This window comes from Streptomyces sp. NPDC059169, assembly GCF_042755225.1.
Classification (GTDB): domain Bacteria; phylum Actinomycetota; class Actinomycetes; order Streptomycetales; family Streptomycetaceae; genus Streptomyces.
Window position 1 is genome coordinate 99,344 of the sequence record NZ_JBHZCF010000022.1, and the last position, 23,636, is coordinate 122,979.

17 protein-coding genes and 2 pseudogenes are annotated in these 23,636 nt (G+C 70.7%); 11 read left to right on the top strand and 8 right to left on the bottom strand.

Annotated elements, in window-relative coordinates:
* Nucleotides 1–7: 7 nt before the first annotated feature.
* The 9 genes from ACFXOM_RS31495 to ACFXOM_RS31535 all read left to right on the top strand — a co-directional run bounded on the left by ACFXOM_RS31495 (nucleotide 8) and on the right by ACFXOM_RS31535 (nucleotide 9,070).
* A complete protein-coding gene (locus ACFXOM_RS31495; RefSeq protein WP_384936280.1) occupies nucleotides 8–1,333 on the top strand; it encodes a purine-cytosine permease family protein in 1,326 nt (441 codons plus the stop codon).
* Nucleotides 1,334–1,359: 26 nt separating this feature from the next.
* Nucleotides 1,360–2,907, top strand: coding sequence for a hydantoinase/oxoprolinase N-terminal domain-containing protein (locus ACFXOM_RS31500; protein ID WP_384945937.1), 1,548 nt, complete (start codon nucleotides 1,360–1,362; stop codon nucleotides 2,905–2,907).
* A gap of 23 nt (nucleotides 2,908–2,930) precedes the next feature.
* The gene (locus ACFXOM_RS31505; protein WP_384945939.1) at nucleotides 2,931–4,031 is read left to right on the top strand and encodes a DUF917 domain-containing protein; all 1,101 of its coding nucleotides are present in this window, start codon (nucleotides 2,931–2,933) and stop codon (nucleotides 4,029–4,031) included.
* Nucleotides 4,032–4,331: 300 nt separating this feature from the next.
* Nucleotides 4,332–4,811, top strand: coding sequence for an ATP-binding protein (locus tag ACFXOM_RS31510; protein WP_384936271.1), 480 nt, complete (start codon nucleotides 4,332–4,334; stop codon nucleotides 4,809–4,811).
* Between the two features lie 72 nt (nucleotides 4,812–4,883).
* Nucleotides 4,884–5,627: a hypothetical protein gene (locus ACFXOM_RS31515; RefSeq protein ID WP_385040669.1), complete on the top strand. Its 744-nt coding sequence runs from the start codon at nucleotides 4,884–4,886 to the stop codon at nucleotides 5,625–5,627.
* Between the two features lie 272 nt (nucleotides 5,628–5,899).
* A complete protein-coding gene (locus ACFXOM_RS31520; RefSeq protein WP_384945941.1) occupies nucleotides 5,900–6,586 on the top strand; it encodes a M15 family metallopeptidase in 687 nt (228 codons plus the stop codon).
* 86 nt (nucleotides 6,587–6,672) lie between these two features.
* Complete coding sequence (locus tag ACFXOM_RS31525; protein WP_384941909.1) at nucleotides 6,673–6,894, top strand: hypothetical protein; 222 nt, start codon at nucleotides 6,673–6,675, stop codon at nucleotides 6,892–6,894.
* A gap of 158 nt (nucleotides 6,895–7,052) precedes the next feature.
* Nucleotides 7,053–7,670 carry a hypothetical protein gene (locus ACFXOM_RS31530; protein ID WP_384941911.1) on the top strand — a complete coding sequence of 206 codons (618 nt, stop codon included), beginning with the start codon at nucleotides 7,053–7,055 and terminating at the stop codon, nucleotides 7,668–7,670.
* Nucleotides 7,671–8,194: 524 nt separating this feature from the next.
* A complete protein-coding gene (locus ACFXOM_RS31535) occupies nucleotides 8,195–9,070 on the top strand; it encodes a DUF4394 domain-containing protein (protein WP_384941913.1) in 876 nt (291 codons plus the stop codon).
* Nucleotides 9,071–9,304: 234 nt separating this feature from the next.
* On the opposite strand, the pseudogene ACFXOM_RS31540 reads toward ACFXOM_RS31535, so the two are convergent.
* Together ACFXOM_RS31540 and ACFXOM_RS31545 are read right to left on the bottom strand one after the other, a co-directional pair.
* A pseudogene (locus ACFXOM_RS31540) lies at nucleotides 9,305–9,544 on the bottom strand (hypothetical protein); the annotation flags it as partial.
* Nucleotides 9,430–10,047: pseudogene (locus ACFXOM_RS31545) on the bottom strand (transposase); the annotation flags it as partial. The pseudogenes ACFXOM_RS31540 and ACFXOM_RS31545, both read right to left, overlap by 115 nt.
* A 261-nt stretch (nucleotides 10,048–10,308) precedes the next feature.
* Between ACFXOM_RS31545 and ACFXOM_RS31550 the strand changes: the two are divergent.
* Nucleotides 10,309–10,833, top strand: coding sequence for a Pycsar system effector family protein (locus tag ACFXOM_RS31550; RefSeq protein ID WP_384941915.1), 525 nt, complete (start codon nucleotides 10,309–10,311; stop codon nucleotides 10,831–10,833).
* A gap of 16 nt (nucleotides 10,834–10,849) precedes the next feature.
* Here ACFXOM_RS31550 and ACFXOM_RS31555 read toward each other — a convergent pair whose 3' ends face one another.
* Both ACFXOM_RS31555 and ACFXOM_RS31560 read right to left on the bottom strand, forming a co-directional pair.
* Entirely contained in the window at nucleotides 10,850–15,829 is a 4,980-nt protein-coding gene (locus ACFXOM_RS31555; RefSeq protein ID WP_385040672.1) for a CHAT domain-containing protein, read from the bottom strand.
* Complete coding sequence (locus ACFXOM_RS31560; RefSeq protein WP_384941919.1) at nucleotides 15,826–17,208, bottom strand: hypothetical protein; 1,383 nt, start codon at nucleotides 17,206–17,208, stop codon at nucleotides 15,826–15,828. Before ACFXOM_RS31560 ends, ACFXOM_RS31555 begins: the two co-directional genes overlap by 4 nt.
* A 733-nt stretch (nucleotides 17,209–17,941) precedes the next feature.
* Between ACFXOM_RS31560 and ACFXOM_RS31565 the strand changes: the two genes are divergently transcribed.
* Complete coding sequence (locus ACFXOM_RS31565) at nucleotides 17,942–18,322, top strand: hypothetical protein (protein ID WP_385040675.1); 381 nt, start codon at nucleotides 17,942–17,944, stop codon at nucleotides 18,320–18,322.
* 129 nt (nucleotides 18,323–18,451) lie between these two features.
* Here the strand turns inward: ACFXOM_RS31565 and ACFXOM_RS31570 are convergent, their stop codons facing one another.
* Genes ACFXOM_RS31570 through ACFXOM_RS31585 form a run of 4 tightly spaced genes read right to left on the bottom strand, consistent with a single transcriptional unit; the run spans nucleotide 18,452 to nucleotide 23,627 of the window.
* Complete coding sequence (locus ACFXOM_RS31570) at nucleotides 18,452–19,846, bottom strand: amidohydrolase (protein ID WP_385040677.1); 1,395 nt, start codon at nucleotides 19,844–19,846, stop codon at nucleotides 18,452–18,454.
* Nucleotides 19,847–19,906: 60 nt separating this feature from the next.
* Nucleotides 19,907–21,883, bottom strand: coding sequence for a TOMM precursor leader peptide-binding protein (locus ACFXOM_RS31575; protein WP_384941982.1), 1,977 nt, complete (start codon nucleotides 21,881–21,883; stop codon nucleotides 19,907–19,909).
* A 29-nt stretch (nucleotides 21,884–21,912) separates the two neighbouring features.
* The gene (locus ACFXOM_RS31580; protein ID WP_384941925.1) at nucleotides 21,913–22,668 is read right to left on the bottom strand and encodes an ABC transporter permease; all 756 of its coding nucleotides are present in this window, start codon (nucleotides 22,666–22,668) and stop codon (nucleotides 21,913–21,915) included.
* Complete coding sequence (locus ACFXOM_RS31585; protein ID WP_384941927.1) at nucleotides 22,665–23,627, bottom strand: ATP-binding cassette domain-containing protein; 963 nt, start codon at nucleotides 23,625–23,627, stop codon at nucleotides 22,665–22,667. Before ACFXOM_RS31585 ends, ACFXOM_RS31580 begins: the two co-directional genes overlap by 4 nt.
* Between the last annotated feature and the right edge of the window lie 9 nt (nucleotides 23,628–23,636).

Sequence of the window (23,636 nt, forward strand, 5' to 3'; positions counted from 1 at the left end):
GTGTTCCATGGAACAAAGACAGGCCGGGGACGACTACGTGCTTCAGCGTGTCCCCGCAGGTGCCCGCTACTCCTGGTGGACCGTCGCGGTCCAGCGGTTCGGCCAGATCTCCGCTCTGTCGCAGTTTCTGCTCGGCGCGGCACTCGGATTCGGCATGACGTTCTGGCACGCCGTGCTGGCGATCACGCTGGGTTCGGTGATCCTCGAAGCCGTGGCGATCTGCACCGGCCTGATCGGCCAGCGGGAGGGGCTGAGCACGTCGGTGCTCGCGCGGTGGACCGGCTTCGGTCGGTACGGCTCGAGCCTCATCGGCTTGGTCATCGCGCTGAGCCTGATCGGCTGGTTCGGTGTGCAGAGCGCCGTATCCGCTGAGGGGCTGCACCAGTTCCTACCGGGGCTGCCGGTGGGGGTGCTCTCTCTCCTCTTCGGTCTCGTGGTCACCTCAGTAGTGATCTTCGGCTTTCATTCGATGGCCTGGGCCGCCTACCTGACCGTTCCTGCCTTCCTTGCGCTGGCTGGGTGGTCGATCGTCTCCGAACTGTCTCGGCACGACATCGGCGCACTCGTCACCGAAGGCCCGCCAGGGGAGGCGCTGAGTCTGGCTGCCGGGACCACCCTCGTCGCGGGCGGCTTCATGGTGGGCATGGTGATAACCCCGGACATGACCCGCTTCAACCGCAAGCCCAGCGACGTCGTCAAGCAGACGCTGGTGGGAGTGACCCTGGGGGAGTACATGGTCGCCCTGGCCGGAGTACTGCTTGCTCATGCCCTGAGGACCAGCGACATCGTCAACATCATCACTTCGACTACCGGCTGGGTAGGAACACTGATCCTTATCGCCGGCACGCTCAAGATAAACGACTGGAACCTGTACTCCGGCTCCCTCGGTGTCGTCAACTTCGTCTCGACCACGACCGGACGTTCACTCAATCGCAAGGTCGTCACGGCTGGTGTCGGACTGGTGGGCAGTGTGCTGGCGGCTGCGGGGATCCTCGGGCACTTCATCGACTTCCTCATCCTGCTCGGGGTCGCCTTCCCACCGATCGCCGGGATCATGGTCGCCGAGTACTTCGTCGTCAAGCGCTTCCGCGGCGAGCTCGAAGCCGCTGGGACGGCGCTGCCTGCCAGTGAGCCCACCTGGGTACCCGCCACTCTGGTCGTCTGGCTGGCATCCGCTCTGATCGGCTGGTACGCCCCGATCGGCATCGGTGCCCTCAACTCGCTCATCGCCTCGATCGTGCTCTACACACTCGCTGGCAAGACTGGGCTGATCCGGCCCGCCTCCACTCAGCCCACCGCTATCGAGGCGCCGAAGACACTGGTGGCGATGTGAGCAACTGTCACGAGAGGGGAACCGCAATGCGGATCGGGATTGATGTCGGCGGTACCAACACCGATGCCGTCCTCACTGAAGGCGGCCAGGTGCGGTCCACGGCGAAGACCTCCACCACACCAGACGTCACCACCGGAATCTCGCGGGCCGTCGACATGTTGCGCCGGCAGGCGCAGTTCGACCCTGCGGATATCCAAGCCGTCATGATCGGAACCACGCACTTCGTCAACGCACTCGTCGAGGCGAAGGGGCTGGCACCGACGGCGGCCATCCGGTTCGCGCTGCCCGCGACCTCCGGTCTGCCACCACTGATCGCCTGGCCCGAGCGACTGGTTGCAGCCATCAAGGGCAGGTCGTACCTCTGCCACGGGGGCCACGAGTTCGACGGGCGCACCATCTCCCCGTTCGACGAGGGGGAAGTGGTAGCTGCGGTCGAGGACGCGGTCGACAACGGCATCCGCAGCATCGCCATCTCCTCCGTGTTCTCGCCGGTGAACGCCGAGTTCGAACGGCAGGCAGAAGAGTTGATCACCAGCAGGTTTCCGGGAGTTCACGTGAGTCTGTCCCACGAGATCGGACGGATGGGGCTGCTGGAGCGGGAGAACGCCACGGTGATCAACGGATGTCTTCGCGATGTCGCCGAGCACGTCTGTACCGCACTGGGCGATGCCTTGAACCGAGCGGGTATCTCCGCGCCGCTGTTCCTGAGCCAGAACGACGGCACCCTGATGGACATCGGCTTCACCCGCCGCTACCCGGTGGCGACCTTCGCGTCCGGACCGACGAACTCCATGCGCGGCGCCGCCTACCTCTCCGGAGTGGATCAGTGCGTCGTGGTTGACATCGGTGGGACAACCACGGATGTGGGCATGCTGCAGTCCGGGTTCCCACGGGAAGCGGCCACCGAGGTGGAAGTCGCCGGCGTGCGAACGAACTTCCGGATGCCCGACGTCCTCTCGGTCGGCATCGGAGGCGGCAGCCGGGTGTTCCGCAACGGGCCGGTGACGGTGGGCCCGGACAGCGTCGGCTACCAGGTGACCCAACAGGCCCTCGTCTTCGGCGGGGACACCCTCACGGCCACCGACATCGCGGTGGCCGCGGGGCGCGCCGACATCGGAGATCCCGCCCGTGTCGCCCACCTGGACAAGACCCTGGTGAGCACGGCTCTCGAACACATCGCCCATGGCATCCAGGACGTGGTCGACCGGATGCGCACGAGCCCGACTCCGGTGCCCGTGGTCGCCGTCGGCGGTGGCAGCATCCTCGTCCCCGACGAACTTGATGGCGCGACCAAGGTGCTTCGGCCTGAGCACTTCGCCGTGGCGAACGCCGTCGGCGCGGCGATGGCCCAGATCGGAGCGGAAGTGGACCGGGTGTTCTCCGTCGCTCCCGGAACCCGCGACGCCGTCCTGGACCAGGCACGCCAGGAGGCGGTGGCCAAAGCTGTCGCGGCGGGTGCAGAGCCCTCCACCGTGCACATCGTCGACGTCGACGAAGTGCCGCTGGCCTATCTGCCCGGCAACGCCACCCGCATTCGGGTGAAGGCCGCCGGCGACCTCGCTGCCACGTCCTGACGACCCACGAGGGAGGAGCCATCATGGCCTACGAACTGATGAAAGAAGACCTCGTCGATCTCGCAACCGGTGCCGCGCTGCTCGGCACCGGTGGTGGAGGAGACCCGCTGATCGGACGGCTCCTGGTGGAACAGGCCCTTGCCGACGGCTGCAGAATCCGGGTCCTTGACCCCGACGAACTCCAACAGGACACGCTGGTCGTCGCGTCGGCGATGATGGGAGCACCGACAGTGGTGCTGGAGAAGATCCCCACGGGCCTCGAGTCGCTGACCGCACTCCGCCGCCTCGAGGAACATCTCGGGCGGAAGGCGGATGCGATCATCCCGATGGAATGCGGCGGTCTGAACTCGATGATCCCGCTCCTCGTCGCCGCCCGCGCAGATCTGCCGGTAGTGGACGCCGACGGGATGGGCAGAGCCTTTCCCGAACTGCAGATGGAGACCTTCAGCGTCTACGGGATATCGGCGTCCCCCCTGGCCATCGCGGACGAGCGAGGCCACACGGCGATCGTGGACACGGGTGCCGACAACCAGCGGACCGAGTGGTACGCACGCGCGCTGACCATCCGCATGGGAGGCTCGGCACACATCGCTGAATACCCCATGACCGGAGAGCAGGTCAAGCGCACTGCCATCCCCAGGACGCTGCAGTTGGCACTCACCCTGGGCCGGACGACGCGCGAGGCAAAGCGTCGCCACGAAGACCCCTTCGATGCGCTCGTCGACGCGCTGCGGCACACCCCCTACGAGCATGGACGGGTGCTGTTCACCGGCAAGGTGGTCGACGTCGTACGACGAGTCAGCGACGGGTTCACCCAAGGACACGCGCTCATCGAGGAGTTCGGCGGCGGCACCGCCGGAATGCGCGTGGAGTTCCGCAACGAGAACCTGCTGGCCACCGTGGACGGCCGAGTCGTGGCGATCGTGCCGGATCTGATCACCCTGCTCGACGCCGACACGGCGATGCCCATCACCACGGAAACCCTCCGCTACGGCATGCGCGTCCGTGTCTTCGGGATCTCCACTCCGCCGATCATGCGCACCTCCGCCGCCCTCGAAGTCTTCGGCCCGGCCGCCTTCGGCCTGACCGAGCCATGGCAGCCCCTGGAGGAGATCATGAACTGAAAGCGCGTCACGCGCCGCGGACCCCCTGCGAAACCGCGGCGCGTGACGGGCATGGCGCCGGCGTCTGGTACCGGAACGCAGACCATCGACGGCCCGACCGACCCAGACACCGAAGGGCGCCGCCCGTGATCCGCTCGTGCACCGTCCATCGTGCTCCGTGCCCCGGCTCTCCGCACCATCCGTCGCATAGGGGGAGAGACACGGTTGACACCGGTCCGCAGCTGACCACACACCCGTCGCCGCGGATCCGGCCGATCCGCGAGATGCAACCCCCGTCGATTCCCGACGATTGGCACGGCCATGACCACACCGCTCCAGCCCTTCGGTACCGGAAGCCGGTGCAAGGCCTTCCAACTCCCCAAGACGATCCGGACCCCGTCCGCTGCCCGTCGACTGGTGCGACACGCACTCGCCGAATGGTTGATTCCCCATGACGTCCTGGACACCGCACAACTGCTCGTCAGCGAACTGGTCACCAACGCGGTGACACATGCCGAGGGACCAGTCGGGCTCCTGCTCCTCCACACCTGGCGCGGGGGACATCCCGTGCTGCGTGTCGAAGTCACCGACGCTTCGACCAGGCCGGCCCAACGGGAAGAACCCGCGGAACAAGACGAGCACGGACGGGGCCTGGACCTGGTCGAGACCTTGGCAGACCGGTGGGGTCAGGACGCGTTCGCACACGGCAAACGCATCTGGTGTGAACTCATGCGCCCCCAGGGGCTCGCACAAGGGCGCCGGAGTCTGCATCGGGGCGCAGGCGGCCGGTTGGCGCCCTAGCGCGCCGTGACCGTCACGACGGGCGCGCCACCGGTCGCGACCCGCGAGATCACCGGAAAGGAGCAAACGCACATGGCAGGCTGGTGGCGATGGCGCAGGGTCGCTTTCACCGACCCCCCGGACGAGAAGGCGTTCGGCGGCTTCGCGGCACGCACGGGCTGGACCTATTCCGGCCGAGTGGAACACGGGTGGTTCGGCCCCACACCGACGTGGTCCAGCCTCGACGGTGCCGTCATCCGCCTCTACCCGCAAGCCGACGTCTGCGTGGCCATCGCGGAGGTGAGCGCGGCCGAACCGGAGTTCCACCAACGCGCCATGGCTGAGGCAGAAGCCATGGTGCGCCGCGCCTTCCGGTGCTTCACGGGAACGGAAGCGCTGAACTTGCTGCGTTCAACGGGCGCTGAGGCCAAACCGCGCGTTCTCACGGCCGTCGCCGCATCAGCTCCCGATCGCTACTGTCCTGACGTGGGGGAAGCCATCATCTCAGCCCTCTTCGCCCCGCAGCCGCCGGTCCGCGCAGCCGCCCTTCGAGGCGTGCTGTTGACCGAGTGGCCCCAGTTGGAACGACCACTGGTCGCTCACGCGCTGACCGAGACCGAGGAAGATCTGGTCCACTTTGCCTGGACATTAGCTCACCATCTGTACCACCGCGACGTCGACGCCTACCTCATCCCACAGTCGGGCGCCCTCCAGGAACCGTCGAATCCCCCCGAAGCTCCGGGCGAAGACACGGCCGCCACCCCGCGTCCAGCCGCCGGGGGTGGCTTGCGCACCCTGCTCGGCGCGGCAAGCGGTCGTATGACATGGAGCCCTTGAGTCCGCCGCGACCGAGGGGCGCACGGTCACCGAGGAGCCACGGCAGCAGAGGGGCCGTCCCGCTCAACCGGTCCCGCGCCACTCCACAGCGCCGCCCCACCATGCTGTTGTCGAGGCGCTCCCGTCCTTCCCGGCAGCACCCGGATCAGACTCAGCCCTCAGTTCTGACCGGACGCGACAGGCCACGGCCGACGGCCTCCCACCTCCGCCCGCACCCCCATAGCCCCAGCAGTGATCATCAGGACGCACTTCCTTTTCGAGGCCATCACCCCATGAACGAGATCATCTTGATGTCCGATCCGAAGGTTGCCGCCGTACCCACGCGCGACTGTGGCGAGCGGCTCGTGGATGCGCGCCGCGGCGGTCAGATATTGATCGACGAGCGGCAACAGGACGGCTCCGGCGCGTTCACCCAGCTACGGGAGGGTGTTTTCGAGCGCCTCCTGACAGCCCAGAAGAACCTTCCCGAGAAACTGCGTGTGCTCTTCGTCGAGGGGTACCGTCCGTCGACTCTGCAACGGCGCTACTTCGACCAGTACGCCGCCGGGCTGAGTGCTGCCCATCCCGACTGGCCGGCCGAGCGGATCCGTTCGGCAGCCAGCCGCTACGTGTCACCGCCTGAGGTCGCCCCGCACAGTGCTGGGGCGGCCGTTGACCTGACGCTCGCCGATGCCGATGGCCGCGAGCTTGACCTTGGATCCCCGGTGAATGCGAATCCGGAGGTGAGCGCAGGTGCCTGCTACACGCAGGCCGACAACATCAGCGAGGAAGCTCGAACCTATCGGCAGATCCTGGCATCTGCCCTGACCGCTGTCGGTATGGTCAACTATCCGACGGAGTGGTGGCACTGGTCTTTCGGGGATCGGTACTGGGCCCTGGCCACGCAGTCCGAGGCGGCCGTCTACGGTCCGATCGAGTTCAGGCGAGGATCTGGAGCCCACTCAAGTGAGCCCTGGTGACGCTCGGGAGGGCGCTCGTCGATGTGCTGAGTGGTCGCTCGCTGTCCTGCCGATGCGGAACGGGCGGGTAGTCCCGTCCACGGCACTTGGGCATCCGCGACGAGATGGGAACCGTCCGGCACGTGGTGCTGTTGGCCGTCCTGGGTGAGCAGTCCCCGCGTCAGGTCGGTGTGCGGGAGCGACTGCGCGAGCCGGAGGCGGCTTCGACGCCTGCCTCGATGGGCAGTGCCGTCCGCGACCCCCTTGCGAGCCACGGCATGCACCTGCTGTGCCAGATAGTGCAGCCGGTGTGCAGCGCGGTAGTTTAACCGGCGGCGATCAGGCCTGAAGGACGGAGGCCAACTCAACCGATCATGCCCTGAGGGAGTTGGCCAAATGTGTTCTTCAGCGTGCGAGTGAACTTCTCTAATGTGATGGGCGGTCTACTGGCAATGGATTTCTTCGACAGGGGAAAGTGGCGACGAGAGTGAAGTCTGGAATTCTGTCAGGCTCGATTGCGGTTGTGGCCGGGTTTTCGTTCTTGATGAGCCCGGCCGCCGCGCAAGCTGCGGATCTCCCTACGTTCCGGGTAGGTATCCAACTGGCCGACGACGGAGGCTCTTCCCAGTTCGGCTTGGAGCAGTTCACCAACAATGTGAAGTTCGGCAACAGTTCGTCAAACTGGGCCGGCGATGCGAACAAGTTTGACCCCGACGCCGTGCGGCTGAATCTGGAAACCAACCCGGGCGATCCTCTGGTAGGGCGCGACTTCCGTATCGGCGCCCAAGCCATGGACAAGGGCAGCCACTACGGGCCGATCCAGTACACGCCGTGGGCCAGTGCAGGCGGCGGGGAATCAGCCCTCGTCACGGACGACAACGGATGGGACCCGGACCAGTACCGACTCTTCCTCGACTCCCGTGCCTGGCCTTCGTCGGCGTCGCTCGTTGACTTTCGGCTGTCGGTGACCGCGGTCGACAAAAACCAGCCTGGCATCCCCGCCCACACTCCCTGGGCCGGGCAGGGGGGCGGCCGGAGTCCACTCGCCGTGGATACCAACGGATTCGACTTCGACGGCATCATCCTGGGCCTTGAGGTGCGATAGTCGAGGGCTGCTCCCAGAGATGAGTCGTGAGGCCTTTACATGACGACTCCCAGCCTCTTTTCCCTTCAATTCTTGCATGTCGACGTGTGATCATATCGCTCGGTGATTCGGGCACGCGGCTGACCGTCCGGAGTGTGAATGCGGTGTCCGGCAGACATGAAGGACGCTGACCGGCGATGAAGTCTGCGGGGCGGCACGGTGGTGGACAGGGCCGACCTGGCGCCTCCCGGCCTCCCGGCCGGACGGGTTCGGTGCGAAGTCTCGCTCAGGGCGGCGACCGTATCGGCGCGGCCTCTGCTGTAGTGCGCAAAGTTACCGGCTCCGGGCGTTCTCTCAACTCCTTCTGCTTGTGGGGGAGTCGTGAACCAGCCTTGATGAGAACCTCATACAAGCCTGTAGTGGGAACACCTTCGGAATCGTTCCGGAGTGACTCCGGCATGGCTGGGTGATCAGTACGGGCAGGAGCGGGGGATTATCAGTCAGGCGCCTCGAATGGCGCTCGCCCAAACGGGAGGGAAACTCTGATGAGAGCAGGCGCGAGAAAGAGAATCACGGCGTTGGTCGCAGTCGTGGTCACCTCGACGGCGCTCATGCTCGGCACACCGGGCACCGGCTCAGCCACCCCCGCCGCCACGGCGAGTCTGCGCGCGTTCGGGATCAGTGGCGATGGCACGCTGATGGCCACGTTCACGACCAACCGGCCGCAGGTCCTCGATTGGGTCAGGGTCGTCATCGGCCTCAGCGGCGACACGGGTCTGGTCGGGATCGACTTCAGGGTGCAGGACGGCCTGATGTACGGCGTCGGGAACAAGGGTGGCATCTACACGATCAAGACCCCGCCGACCACCCCCGACGTCGTGGTGACCAAGGTGTCCCAGCTCCAGTACGCGCTGAGCGGCACGAACTTCGGTGTCGACTTCAACCCGGCGGCCGACCGCCTGCGCGTGATCAGCGACCACGGCCAGAACCTCCGGCACAACCTCAACGACCACAGCACCATCCAGGACCTGAACCTCACCACTCCACCACTCGAGGGCACGACCAAGGGAGTCTCGGCCGCCGCCTACACGAACAACGACCTCAACGCGTCCACCGCGACCACGCTGATCGACATCAACACGACCAGCGACCAGGTCGTCCTCCAGTCCCCGGCGAACAACGGCACGCTCGCCCCGACCGGCAACCTCGGCATCGACGCCGGGATCAACGCCGGCCTGGACATCTACAGCACCCTGTCCGGCGGGAAGACGGTCGACAACGCTGCCTTCGCCTCCCTCACTCCGTACGGTGCCAGCACCCCCTCGCTGTACAGCGTCGACGTCTTCACCGGCCAGGCCACATCCATCGGCCAGTTCCCGCTGAACATCACGGATGTGGCCATCTCCCTCACCGGATCCTGATCCCCGGCCGCCTTTCAGAGTGTGTCCAATCAACGGCTCGTCTCGGTCGGTTGAGGGTCGGCGGCTGCTGGTGGGATGCGGTGTCCTTCGAAGGCGATCTGGAAGGCCTTCAGCGGTGTCTTCCGGTGCATCGTCCAGCGGCGCCGGCCGTTGCCCCGGTCGGGTGGACGCCCCCGGCGCCGTGTAGATGCACTTGAGGGCGGCGGCCTGGTCTGGGAAGTGTCCGCGGGTTCGGACGGCCTTGCGTATACGAGGGTTGACGCTTTCGATCGCGTGCGTGTTGCAGATGACCTTGCGTTTCTCGACGTTGAAGGAAGGAAGGACGCGAACCGGGCCCAGGCGTTCGACCGCAGCCTCACGGTCGCTGGATGCGTCTGGCCCCAGGACTCCTGGAACTCCGGGAACCGCTCCGTGGCGGCGTCCTCTTTCGGGGCGGTGTAGACGAGCTCGAGGGCCTCGGCGACCGTGTCCCAGTCCTGACGGGCGGCACAGCGAAACCGGTTCCGCAGCAGGTGAACCATGCACGTCTGGACAAGGGTGCGAGCAGACGGCCTCCACGCATCGGGCAGATCCTTCAAGCTGCCGCAGACCAGCAGTGGCACATCGTCCGACCGCGGCTCTTCGGTTCGGTGAACACTGTGAATGCTGCGGGTCAGTGCCACGCGCCGCCCGGTGTGTGGGGGGATCGGGTGTCGGCGGTTCGGGGAGCACGACCCCGCAGGTCGTCCGGTTCGGCCGGGAGACCGGCGGCCCGGCCTGGCCGGGTGGTGGAGGGCGGTGACGAGAGGCAGAGAGAGATGAGTGTCGACGGCGGCATGCGGATCTCCGGTCGGGGCAGTCCGCCGGTGGCCCGGTCCGCGGGCACAGCCGCCGGCGATCGGAAGGGTAGTGGCCGTCCGGAAGCCTGTCCTGACCCGGTGCCGACCATACCGGCCCGGGACGTCCTCCGCGGGCCGCGCACGGTCGACATGCGGCATGAACCGCGCCCGGCCGCACGGGAGGTGCACTGCGCCGAATGCCTCTGTCCTGCCAGGGCACACGCCCTTCACCCCGGTTCATCTCGTCATCTCCACCCGGCAGCGAGATGCAGGACAGGGAGCGGGTGCCGGATACGCGTCGTTGTCCGGCCGGAAGTTGGGTATGCCCTCCGATAAACACGGCACCGGCAAGGGCCGTGCGCCGCCTGCGAGGAGGACACCGACGATGTTTTGCCACATCTCCCCCCGGTGGAGGCCCTGATGCCCGCCAGCGGCGCGGTGAGCCCCGAGGCCGAGGAGAAGGCCGTGGACACGGCCTGGCGCGTTCACGCCGCGGTGGGGGAGTGGACGGCTCGGGTTGATGCCAAGGCATCGTTCGCCCTCACCCTCGAATCCGCCGCCGGGGCCGGGATCATCGCGCTTTCCGGCAACGGCAACATCTTCTTCGGCCCGCATGGCTGGGTGGTCCGGTGCCTGCTCTGGTCCGGCTGTGCGTCCATCCTTGTTGCGGCCGTTCTCGCGGCCCTCGTCGTCACGCCCCGCCTGCGGACCTCCGACCTGCGAGCCGAAGCGCCCGATAACTTCGTCTATTTCGGTCATCTGATGCACCGTGAGGCCGAGGAACTGGCCGAGTCGCTGCGGCGCGCCGAGCCGCTTCCCGTGCTCAGCCGGCAACTGATCATCATGAGCAGAATCGCCTGGACCAAGCACCGGCACTTGCAGTCGTCCCTCGTCTCCTTCGCGCTCGGCCTCGCCCTCGTGGTGCTCGCCGCGGTTTCGGCCTGATCGCGCCCGGCCCCGCTCACGCACCGGCGTACAGGTGCGCCGCCCAGAGGGACGGGGCCCACGGCCGCCGCGCTCGCCCTTGGTGCAGGGCGAGGTGGAGCGCGTACGCCGAGTCCCCCGTCTGCGGAGCAGTACCACCGTTCTCCGTCAGTCGGGTGTAGAAGTCCACGGCGATCTCCGCGGCCGCGGTGTCGTCGACGGGCCAGAGGGTGCCGATCACCCGGCGGTAGCCGGAGAGCAGGAACCCGGCCGTGATGTGCACGGACTCGTCCACCAGCCGCTGGTTGGTCAGCGTGGTACTGCACGCCGACAGGTAGGCGAGGTCGGCGCCCTTGATGTGCAGGGAGGAGATCGCGTCGACCGTGAGCCGCGCCGTCCCGCCATCACGTCCGCTGCCGCCGTCGTCGTTCAGCAGCAGTCCGCTGCGTCCCGGAGCACCCCATTCGCTGACGGCGTGGCAGGCGAAGTGCACCACCGGGTGGGCGGGCAGCCCGTCCAGCACGGTCCGCGGCGTGCTGTGCGGAGGACCGACCCGGGTGGCGCCGGGCAGCAGGACGGCGAGGCGTTCGATCTCGGTGGTCACGTGCCGCAGCGGGCGGGGAGCTCCGGCCGGTCGGGCCATGTCGACCAGCAGGGCACCCGTACCGGTCCCGGGCGCGGTGGCACCGAAACCGGTGACCGGTGCCGTCGTCCGCGCGGGGCGCCGAGCGTGGGCCAGGGCCCGGATGGTCGGCGTCCACGAGGAGACCGCCCGGTCCATGACGGTGCGGGCGGGCCCGCCGCGTGTCGCGTCCTCTTGGTGGTGGCCGGAGGCGTGCCAGGGAAGGAAGGCGGTGACACCGGCAGGGCACCACCAGATCCGAGGCCATTCACCGGGGCCGTCCTCCGGCCCGAACGACCGGGTCAGTCCGATCCGCTCCAGCACGGGCCCCGCCACCCGGTCCCACTGCCACTCCAGGGTCTCGGTGAGTACCCGCATGCGCCGCTTGGCCTGCGCGTAGTCGGTCACCGGCGGGGAGCCCGGTACACGTCCCTCGAGAAGCCGTTCGGCCCGTTCTATCACCTGGTTCTCGGTCACGTCCGGCAGGCCGATCACGATCACGGGGGAGCGGGGGTCCGGGGTCACCACCAGTGCGTCACCCCGGTGCCTGCCGACCGCCAGCATGATGATGTGGCCGCCGTCCGCCTGCTCGCGGAGTGTCTCCAAGGCGGGGCGCCCCAGGAAGCCCTCCAGTCGGGGAAGGGCCCGGATCCGGGTGAGGAGTGCGTGCCATTCCGCGTCCATCGAGGCCCGTTCGGCGGCGATGCGCCGCAGGGCCCGACCGGGACCATGCGGACCGCCGTCGGCACTGTTGCGACCGCCGGGGCTGTCCGCACCGGACGTTTCATAGGGCCGCCCGGCGTACGCCTCGTCGAACTCCTCGGCGAGTCTGATGTGGTCGGCGGCGTCCCGTCTGTTCCGCAGGGCCTCGAACTCGTCGGCCAGCTCCGGGGAGGCTGCGCGCAGCTCGTCCAGGTCGCCACGCATGTCGAGGGTTTGCTGAAGCATCACTCCGCGTGCCTGCTCCAGCAGTTCCACGGCCCGTGTCGGATGACCGCTGCTCAGTGCCGCTCCCGCCGCCTCGCTGCCCAGCCCCTCCATCTCCCCGAGCCCGAACTCCCGATCCGCGCGCGTCAGCCGCCAGGGAGCGAGCTGCGCGAGCAGGTTCACGGCGGACTCGTAAGATCGCAGCGCCCGATCGGGCTCGGCGGCTTCCAGGGCGGCCCGGCCGAGCGCGCGGGCCGCCTGGATGCGGTCGCCGACCGGGCTCACCGCGGAGCGTACGGCCCGGTCTAAGAGGCACAGCGCCTCCTCCAGGTCGGTCCGGTCCGCCCCCGCGCGCCAGGCGCTGCGAAGCGCTGCGGCGCAGCCGGTCAGGACGGACGCCTCGTCGGGATGGTCGGAGGCCAGGGAGGCGACGGCCTGACGGGCGGTCGCCACCGCCTCGCGCAGGGCGCGGGGCGAGGAGTCGTGGCGGTACCTGAGCCGCCACGCGGCTGTGAGGTTGGCGAGACGGTGCGTTTGCTCGGGGTGTCCGGCCGGCGAGAGGGCGACGGCCCGGCGCCCGGCGGTGACGGCGGCGGCCAGTTCCCGCGCGCCGCCGGTCACAGCGTACTGGAACATCAACGCCGCGCAGAGGTGGGAGAGGAAGACGGGTAGGTCCGGGTGGCTGCGCTCGGTGACGACGACCGCGGTACGGGCGGCGGCGACGGCCTCGCGGATCGTCCGCTCGGCGTCTTGCGGCTCCTGCCGCTGGTGCAGGATCAGCAGGGCTCCTGAGAGGTTCGACTGGTACATGGACCGGTCCGGGTGACCGGACGGGCACGCCTCGGCGGCCTCGCGGGCCGCCTCGACCGCCTCGGTCAGGTGACGCAGCTCGTTGCCGCGCTGGTAGCGGGCCTGGAGCCCCAGGCTGATCTGGGACAGCAGCCGAGGCCGGAGCGGATGGCCAGCTGGAGCGAGGCGAAGCCCTTCCTCGGCTGCGCGGAGGCCCTCGACCAGGACGTCCGGCTCGCCGGCGCGTTCGTGCCGCGACCGCGATGCCATCGCGAGGTTCAGCAGGTACAGCGGCCGGTCCGGGTCGTCGGGGTGCGCGGTGCGGACGGCGGCGTCGGCCGCGGATATGGCGTCGGTGAGCAGGGCGAGGGATCCGGTCCGCCGGTAGCGCCCGAGGAGGATGCCGCAGTGGTTGCTCAGCAGGGCAGGCCTCGCCTGGTGAGTCTCGGGCACCGAGTCCACCGCGAGCCCGGCCGCGGCCGCGGCCGCCTCGCCCGCGTCGTCGTCCTGGGCGAGGTCGCTCCACTGGTGGAGAGTGGCGGCCGCGTTCGCCATGCGCAGGGGGTACTCCGGCTGCCCCGGGAGCAGCGTAGACATCAAGTGGCGGGCACACTCCGCGGCTTCCCGCAGCGCGGCACGGTCTCCGATGCGGTCGTAGCGCATGCGGAGTACCCCGGTGAGGCTGGAGAGCAGGCCCGCGAGCGCCGGTGAGCCGGCCGGCGTGGCGCGGATTGTCTCGCGCCGGAGCGCCACCGCCTCGTCCAGGACCGCCAGTTCCCCGGTCCGCTCGAAAAGCGTCGCCAACGCGGTGGACAGGTTGGAGCGCGCGGCGACCGCGGTGGTGCTCCCCGGGCGCGCCGCGTCGACGGCCCGGCGCGCCGTGGTGATGCTCTCCTCCAGGACCGACTCCTCCCCCACCGCTTGGGCTCGGACGAACAACTGGTGAGCCAGTGACGTGAGATGTGCGGCTTCGTCGGCGTGGCCGGGCGGCGTCGCAGCCACCGCGCCGCGACCGATCTCCACCGCCTCGTCGAGATCGGCTGTGGCGCCGGTCCGGTAGTAGCGGTCGAGCAGGGAGTTGGCGAGATTGCCCTGGATCTTCAGGTGTGCGGATCCGCCGTAGGCTGCGGCCTGTACGGCGAACCGGCCGGCGTCGATCGCCTCGTCCAGGATCCGGGGAACGCCGGTACGGTCGTAGACGTCCTGCAGGGCGAGCACGAGGTTGCCGAGCGTGTCGGCTCTGGCCGGGTGGCCGGGCGGCGTGGCCGTCACCGCTTCCCGCAGGGTTTCGACGGCGGACAGCGCGGGTCCGCAGTCCGCCGCGGAACGTGCCGTCGCGCGCAGTGCCCGGCCGAGCGTCAGCAGGTACCGGTGCCGTTCCGGATGGCGAGCGGGCAATGCCGTGAGAGCCCCGCGGCAGATCCCGGAGCACTCGTCGAGGACGGATGGGTCGCCGGTGACGCGGTACAGGTCGAAGAGGGACTGGGCCAGCGCGAGCCCGAACTCCTCGGGTCCGTCGAGGGCGTCGCCGCCGCACTGCACGGCTCGTCTGGCCGCGTCGACGGACTCCCGTACGGTGTCGGCGTCCGCGCAGAGTGTTCCCAGCGTTCCCAGGACGGCGGAGAGGTTGGCGAGGGGTACGGCGGCCGAGGGACCGTCGGGCTCGAGGGAGACGACCAGCCGAGCGTGGGTCGCCGCCTCGGTGAGAGCGTCTTCGTCGTCAGTGAGTTCGTAGTGCGACAGGAGGGCCAAGGCGAGGTTCGTGCGTTTGCGCGCCCGGCTTCCGGACGGTGCGGGATCGAGGGAGACGGCCCTGCGGCCCGCTGCCAGTGCCTCGCGCAGGTCCTCCACGTCACCGGTCCGGTCGTAGCGGGCATGCAGGGCGCCTACGAGGCTCATCAGGCGGTCGGCCAGGGCGTGGTCGCCTGGTCCGGCGGCCGGTCCGTCCTGCGCCGTCGGAGCCGGACCGATTCCGGGGCTGGACCCGGGATCAGACCCGGGGCCGCTGCCAGTGCGGGGGTGCGCGGCCTCGGCGGGCTCCGTCGTCGCGGCCGCCGTGGTCTCGGCAGGCCGGAGAGCCTCACGTGCCGCCGCGACGGCGTCGTCCAGCAGCCCAGCCGCGTCATCGAAGCGGGCCAGGGTGAGCAGAGCGGCAGAGAGGTTGGACAGGTAGCCTGCCCGGCGGCCGGTGCCGGCCGGCTCGGTGGCCGCCAGGTGCCGCAGGACGAACAGGGCGGGCCGGAGGGCCGTTCCGCCGCGGCGGCCCTGTCCGTGCCGTTCCATCGCGGTCACCATCCCGTCGTGGCACGCGCCGAGGGAGAGACCAGGGGCCGCCGGGGGGCCGACGCCGGGCAGACCGGTCACCGCAGCCCGCTCGTAGAGGTCGCGGACGGCCAGAGGCGGCTCCGAGCCCTCGGCGACCAAGGGGAGGAAGTACCAGGCGGCCGTCCGCAGTTCCGCCTCCGCGCTTTCCCCGTCGGCTTCTCGGGCCGCCGCGTGTCGGAGGTGCAATCGTCCGGCCGCGACGGCCACCTCGACGTCGTCGAACAGGTCGCCGGTTCGCTCCAGCAGGCGAGCCAAGGCATCCTCAGCGGCATCCCTGCCGTCGCCGGCGGACGTCTCGGCGTACGCCCGGACGGTCGCGAGGAGGGCCGCGCGGTCGGCCGCGGGCCGGGTCACCTCGTGGCCCCGGCAGCCGGAGACGTGTACAGCCAGGCGTCCGCCTGGAAGCGCTTAACCACTGCGGTCACCCGGGTGAAGTCGCCCGGGTCCAGCCCAGGATGGCCCGGAGCCAGTACCTGCCCGTAGAGGAACGTGCTGATCAGCACGCCAAGCTCGGCGTTCCGATGGGGCGCGAGGGCGTCGCGCAGCGGAGGGCTGTCCAACAAGCGGCAGAAGCCGAGGACCGCCTCGCCTTCGTAGCCGTTGGCGCCCGCCGTGAACGTACCGGCGTCGCAGGCCATCCGCAGGCGCATCCGGTCGGTGTGCCGGTCGTTGTCCTGACGGAGCCGGGCCTCCGTTGAGTTGACCAGCCCTGGCAAGGCCCGGGTCACATCGGTTCGCAGCGGCAGGACGACGTTCATGCCGTCCCCGTTGCGCTGGTGGTTCACCTGCGCCAGGTCGAACCCGAGGTCGCTGAGGACCTCGTGAATGAGTCGGTCCAGACGCCGCTGCAGGGCCGATCTGCCCGTTGCGTCCCGGTCGGAGTAGCCCACCACATCGACGCCGAAGCCCATGCGTATCTCGGTGAAGCGGCTCGCCACCTCCGCCCCGTCCCCGTACGAGGATGCAGGGTCCCGCGCCATGGGCGGCGCCGACGGCTCGGCCACCTGGAGAGCGGGGACGGGCACGGGCAGTCGTACAGTGAACCCTTCGGTGCCGGTGTGGGGGCGCATGCCCAGCGTCGCCTCCTCGGCGAGGGCGTAGCCCGCCTTCGCCGTGACGTGCACCTCCTCGCGATCGGCCGGCACCAGCAGGACGAACCATCCGGTGTGCGAGCCCAGCCGGACCTCGCCGCCGTCCACCGCGCGGTGACGCCAGCGACAGGTGTGTCCCCCGACGCCGAAGACGGTGATGTCCGGCGTGAGCGCGGGCAGCGGCACGCGCGTGAGCGGGCCGTCACCGCCGCCGTCCCAGCCCCCCGTGCCGTTTGCCTCCGGCAGGGCGAAGTCCAGGTCCCGCGTCAGTACGTAGGTCTGGGCTGGCTCGGGCTCGGTCACGCCGGCGGGCAGCGCCGCGGTGACGACGAGGTCCCTGGTGTCGAAGGAGAAGCCCGCCTCCGCCCAGCGCGGCCCCGGCACCTCCGGGTCGAAATCCACGTCGTACCGCGCCTTCACGAGATACGCGTCGACGTCCGGTAGCCCGGACGGCGTACGCGGCAGGGACCGCACCTGCCAGCCGTGGAAGACGATGTTGCCGACCGCGGCCCCCGTCGGGTGTGCCGTCCAGGAGCGGACGTCGTCCACCAGGTACAGCCCGACCTCGGCCAGCGGTTGGGCTTCCTGCGGGGGTAACTCGGCACTGGATTCTGCGCTTTCGGCCAGGAACTCCATGGACACGGCTCGCTTCCGTCGCTGTACGGGCCCGCCGGCCCGACGAGTCATGACCGTCCGCACTCGGACGTTCCGCCCCGCGGCTCGTGGCGCGCGGTGTATGCAGTACGAAGCGTAGTCATTCGGTCGGACGAAAGCCCGACAGAGCGGCAAAGCGGGGAGAACACGTGGACGTTCCCGAGCTTGTCGATCCCGAGTTATCACACAGGCTGTCCATCGGCGAACGGCTGGACACCTGCCGGCGCACGGAGGCCCCGGACGCCTTGCTGCGCGAGGCCGTACGTGCGCTGAGAAGAGCCGTCGCGGAACCTTCAGGCCTCCGGGCCCTCTTCTTCCAGCCCGCTGGCGCTCTGCTGCACCCTGTTCCAGCGGACCGGGAAGACCGTAGTGTCGGCCGCGGCCGTCGAGACGGGCCGGGGGCGCGGGACCGTGAAGCGGCGGCCGGACGGCCTCGCGGGTCGCCCTGCCGTTGAATCTCGGCGCGGCCCTGGAAGAACTCCACCAACGACGGGGGAGACACCTGCCTGCTGGCCGAAGCGGTTGAGGTGAACCGGGAAGCCGTACGACGTTCGGGACGCCAGGACCCATACCGGCGGGGCTGCATGGCCGACCTGTGCAACTCCCAGCATTCGCTGTACGGCGAGGACATCCGGGAACGGGCAGCCCTGGACGAGGCGGTGGCCGTGGACAGGAGGCGGAGACGCTCACCCGGGACCGCCGCGACTCCCTGCGCGGCGTCGTGACGGGCAACCTGCAGAGCGCGCTGGTGTCCCTGTTCGTACGCACCGGTGACGGCGGCGTCGCGGACGAGGCCGTCGCGATGGGGACGGCGGCGATCGCGGCCTTCACCGCCGGCGATCCGCGGCGCGGTTGCCTTGTCGAACCGTGCCGGCGCACTGCGGGCGCGGCCGCGCGTGCCGGCGACCGGACACGGACGAACGCCTCCATCCGCCCGCAGGGTGGCCCCACCCTCGCCCTCGTGCCCGCCGGATCCTTCGACGGCAGTCCGTTGCCGCTGGAGCTGCGCCCGGAGAGCGGCGGAGGGGACCAACGCCGGAGGGCAGGCGAAGCCGCGGCGGACCCCGCCGGACGGAGTGGCACGGATGTGCCGGATCGCTGAACCCGCACCCCGGCCGGGGGAGTTCGACGGGGGAGCGGGACGGCTGACCGGGCGGTGCGGCCTTTCCCGCCGGGCGTCCCGGGCCTCAGGTCCGCGTCGTGACACCCGGCGGGGCGCCTCCGACGCACCTCACGACGCGTCGTCCGGGCCCGTACGCCCGCTCCCTCCGTCGGCCCGTGCCCCGGGACGGCCCTCCGCCACGCGCGGCCCCGCGAAGCGGTCGAGGGCCGCGGCCGTGAGCGCGGCCACCGCGGGCCGCAGGGCGCTGCCGAGGTGGGGGGCGAAGTGCGGGGAGTGGTTCGGGGCCGGCAGGGAGCCCCGGTCGCCGGTCGCTGCCCGGTCCCACACTCCCGGGTCCACGACGCCCAGCATCCAGTAGCACAGCGGGATACCCCGCAGCCCGTGGACCGAGGCGCCCGCGTCCCCGAACAGTCCGAAGTCCTCGGCGGCCATCGAGCCCGGCCAGGGCAGCACGCGCGCGGCGCCCAGGAGCCCGGAGTGTGCCCGCATCACCGCGTAGGTGACTGCCGGGTCGCACCGCAGCGACGCGGAACGGGAGGTGACGGTGACGGACGGTTCCCGCAGAGCCCCGGACGCGGCGCTCTCTGCGGCCAGGACACGGTGCACGGCGCACAGCGCCCTGTCCAGGGACGCCTCGTCGGTCGCCCGGACTCCGATCCCGAGCGCCGCGCTGTCGGGGATGACGTTGGCTGCCGTGCCCGCCCGCAGGGTGCCCACGGTCACGGACACCTGGTCCTGTGGCGCGGTCTCGCGGGCGACGACGGTCTGCAGTCGCATGACGGCGGCCGCTGCCGTCACGACCGGGTCCACGGCCAGGTGTGGGGCCGCGGCGTGGCCTCCCGTGCCGTGCAGCACCACGTCGAGCATCGCCGACGCCGCGGCCGCCGGCACACCGCCGACGGCGTGGGCGACGGTGCCGGAGGGCAGTGGCGCGGCGTGCTGGGCGAGCACGGCACCGGGCCGACCGAAGCGCTCGTACAGGCCGTCCCGCAGCATGGCCTCGGCGCCGGTGAGCGTCTCCTCGGCCGGCTGCCCCACCACCACGAGGGTGCCCCGCCACCGGTCGGTGAGGCGGGCGAGGAGTTCGGTGGCCCCGACCGCGGCGGCCAGGTGCAGGTCGTGGCCGCAGGCGTGCATGGCTTCGCTGGTGCTCGCGTAGGGCAGACCGGTCCTCTCGCGCACCGGCAGGGCGTCCAGCTCCGCACGCAGCCACACGTGCGGCCCGCCGCCGTTGCGCAGGACGCCGACGACCCCGTGGCCGCCCACGCCCCGTACCACCTCGCAGCCGGCCGACGCGAGGCCGCGGGCGAACCGGTCGGCGGTGCGGGCTTCCTGACCGGAGAGCTCCGGATCCGCGTGGATGTCCAGGTAGAGGCCGAGCGCGGGCCGCAGGACCCCGCCGGCCCGCGCGAGCAGGTCCTCCGGGGACGGTTCCGGGGCTGCGGCATCGGGGCGATACCGGGTGCCGGGGGCGTGCGGCGTCTCGGGGGGTGAAGGCGTCACGGCGGGCTCCGGGGATGCGACGGGATCCGCTCCGGCGCCGCGGCCCCGGAGCGGGAGGGGTCAGGGGAAGGGGTGCGGGGCCCGCAGGACCTCCGCGTCCGGCAGGTCGTCCGGGCGGTGCCCCCCGCGCCGCAGCGCGGTGCGCAACCGGGGCATCACCAGGGCCCGTTGACGATTCCAGCCGAAGTCGATCGGCAGGAGCCCCGGCACGAGTGTGCTGACCGTGCGCAGTCCCATCCGCTTCTGTTCGGGAGGGGTCTGGTCGACCACGACGACGTCGTACCCCGCGTCGGTCAACGTGTGCACCACCGCCGTGACGTCGTCGCGCAGATCGCCCGTGCGGGGACGGCCGTGGTCCTCCCAGTCGCGGTACACCTCGTCGAACGGCAGTGGCACGGACGGCTCCCGGTAGGCGCGGGCGTACTCTGCCATCCGGGGGAGCCCGTAGAGCTGCGGGTGGTCCTTGAGGTGGCGCACCCGGCTGAAGTCGTCGGCCATCGCCTCCAGTTCGCCGCGGCGCTCGGCCGTCTGCCGGGCCAGGTGCGGCAGGTAGCTCAGCACCTCCGACAGGGCGCCCTCGACGGCCGCCGCCGGGTCCAGCGAGGCCGCGGCTGCGAAGGACAGGGTGCCCGGTCCGCCGTCCCGCCGGACGCCGAGTGCCGTGACCGCCGGGATCGCGAGGTCGATCCGGTTGTCGAAGGCGTGGAGGTCGTACCCCTGCAGGGCGGCCCGTTCGACCATGGCCGCGAGTCCCGGCCGGCCGACCGTGGCGAGGTCGATGCGGGGGAGCCGGGCGGCACCGTACCAGCCGATCAGGAAGGAGTCCCGCTCGACGAGTTCGAGCAGGCCGCCGAGGACGGCCTCCTCCAGGCAGCCGCCGATCGCGCAGCCGTTGGAGCACTCGAAGACGAAGGCGTCGCCCGCCGTGGGGCTGCTGTAGTAGACCAGCCGCGACGGGACCAGCACCGGCCGTTTGTCCCGCAGCGACCACCCCCACTCCCAGGGGATCGGCCGGGTGGGGTCGAAGGGTTCGACCGCCGGGTCGTCGCGGTAGGTGTCCGCCGCGTACAGGCCGCAGGCCGCGGGGTCGACGGCGTCGTCGCGCAGGGCGTTGTAGGAGCCGACCACCGGCTCGGCGCCGTCCCGCCGGCGGGTCCCCGCATACCGCTCCAGCCCCTCCAGGAAGGCAAGCCGGCGACTGGTCGCGAAGGAGTTCTCCTGACCGCTCCAGGTGACGTCGTGCAGCCCCGCGTACCCCCGCACGAACACGCTGCCCGCCACCGGCGCGGTGGTCGAGGAGGTGATGTCGGTCCAGGTGCCGGCGCCCAGGGCCCCGCAGACCGGGTTGGCCAGCGCCGCGGTGGGCAGCGGGTGGTCGAAGGCGGAGCGCAGACGGTACACCCCCGGGTCCGGCTTGGGACGCGGAGCGAGGGCGAGCCCCCGCGCGCCGGCGTGCCCGCCGTCGGCCCCGGAGCGGGGGCCGCAGTGCGGACAGAGCGGGTCGGCCAGCAGCGGGTAGGTGCGGACCGTCAGCGACGCCAGGTCCAGCCGCGTCACCTGGGGCAGGGCCCGGTCCGCCGCGTCGCCGGCCGGGGGGCTCGCGCGGGGTCCGCACAGCAGCGCCGCGCACAGGGCGTGGACGGCGTCGCGGTGGTGGTCGGTGAGAACTGGCCACCTGCCGGCCGGGCGCGGCCCGTCGGGCCCGCCGGCCTCGAGGGCGTCCCGTTCGCTGCGGCTGCGCAGCCGCTGCCACCGCAACCCCAGGCAGCTTCCGCACGCGGGTGCGTCGCCGTCGCCCCCCCAGGGGCCGACCAGGATCGCCGAGGCGCTGATGTGGACCCGGGCCAGGGGACGGACCGCGGCCCAGGGGTCGCCGCCGATACGGCGCCCACCGGGGTCACGGTGCCCGTCCTCGGGGCCCTGTGCCTCGGGGGCGCGGTCCGCGCCGACTGCGCCGAGCGGCACCACCTGCGGGGCGCCGTCGGTGCCGAGCCGCGCGACCAGGTGCTCCTGGAGCGCGCTGCACGCCTCATCCATCGGGCGGGCGAGCCGCAGGGGCGGCGCGCTCACGAGCTCTTCGTCCAACGGAAGGTGCGTGCCGCGAGCGCCCCGAAAAGCACCGCGAACACCACGAGTCCCACACACCCCGTGCCCACGTCGACGAGGCCGCCGCGGCCCGTCAGCGCCGCGGACACCGCGTCGTTGAGGTAGCGCAGCGGCAGGATCCGCGACACCTGCTGGAGCCAGTCGGGCATGGCGTCCAGGGGGAAGAACGAGCCGGACAGGAACGCCATCGGCAGCATCAGGAAGTTGGCGATCCCGGCCACCGACTCGGGGGTGTCCGCGATGCTCCCGATCACGACCCCGAGCAGCAGGAAGGTGGTGATCCCCAGGAGAAGGACGGGCACCAGCAGGGGCCAGCGGCCGGAAGGCACCAGACCGAACCCGGGGAGCATAGCCACCCCCACGAACAGCACCGACTGCACCAGTCCCACGCCCAGCGCCAGGACGTAGCGCGATCCGATCACGGCGGAGAGCGGGGCCGGCGACATGCGGATCATCCGCAGGATGTCGTCCGCCCGCCACTGCATCAAGGTGAACCCGATGCCGAAGACGGCGGCGTTGGCCACACCCCAGGAGAGCACTCCCGAGGCGGTGTAGGACAGGTACGAGAAGCCGCTCTCCTCCACGTCCCGGCCGCGGAAGGCCAGCCCGAACACCACCAGGAAGATGAGGGGGAAGGCGAAGGTGAAGAAAACGGTGGTCTTGTCGCGTACCTGGGCTCGGTAGCCCGCCGCGGTCAGCGCGGTGTAGGCGCTCATGCCTGCTCCTGGTGGTCCGGTGCGAGGGGGGTGTGGCGGGCGGTCAGCTCCAGGTAGACGTCCTCCAGGCTGGGCGTGCGGGTCTGCACGCCGTCAAGCCCGATGAGGGCGTCGAGGGCGGCGAGCACCCGGCCGGTGGCCCGGGTCTCCAGGACGAGATGGCCGCCCCGGACAGCGACGCCGTCCACGCCCGGCAGGGCGGCGGCCTGCTCCTCGTCGACGCGGCCGAGGGGGACCAGCAGCCGGCTGGTCGCACCGAAGGCGCCGATCAGGTGCTGGGGTGCGTCGGTGACGACGAGCCGTCCGGCCACCAGGATGCCCACCCGGTCGCAGAGTGCCTCCGCCTCGTCGAGGTGGTGCGTGGTGTAGACGATGGTGCGGCCCTCGGCCTTCAGTGCCCGCAGCACCGCCCACAGGTCCCGCCGGCCCTCCGTGTCGAGAGCGGCGGTCGGTTCGTCAAGGAAGATCAGCTCGGGTCCGTGGACCAGCGCGGAGGCGATCGCGAGCCGCTGGCGCTGCCCTCCGGAGAGGTCGTCGACCCGGACATCGCGCCGCCCGGCGAGCCCCACGGCGTCAAGGGTGGCGTCGACGGCCCCGCGGTCCGCGCCGTAGAGGGCGGCGACGGTGCGCAGGTGCTCGTGGACGGTCTGCCGGACGAAGAACGCGGAGGACTGCGTCTGCACTCCCATCCGCGGCAGCAGTCCCGTGTCCCGGGGCCAGGGGGACCGGCCGAGGACGGCCACCGTCCCTGCGTCGGCCCTGCGCAGCCCCTCCATGATCTCCACCAGGGTGGACTTCCCCGCCCCGTTGGGGCCGAGTAGCCCGAAGAACTCGCCGCGCGGGATGCTCAGGGTGACCCCGTCCACCGCGCGCCGGTCGCCGTAGCTCTTGGTGACGCCGTCGACCATCACGGCCGGCGGCGGCACCTCGGGGTCGGGGTTGGGGGAGGTGGTGCTCATCGGTGTACC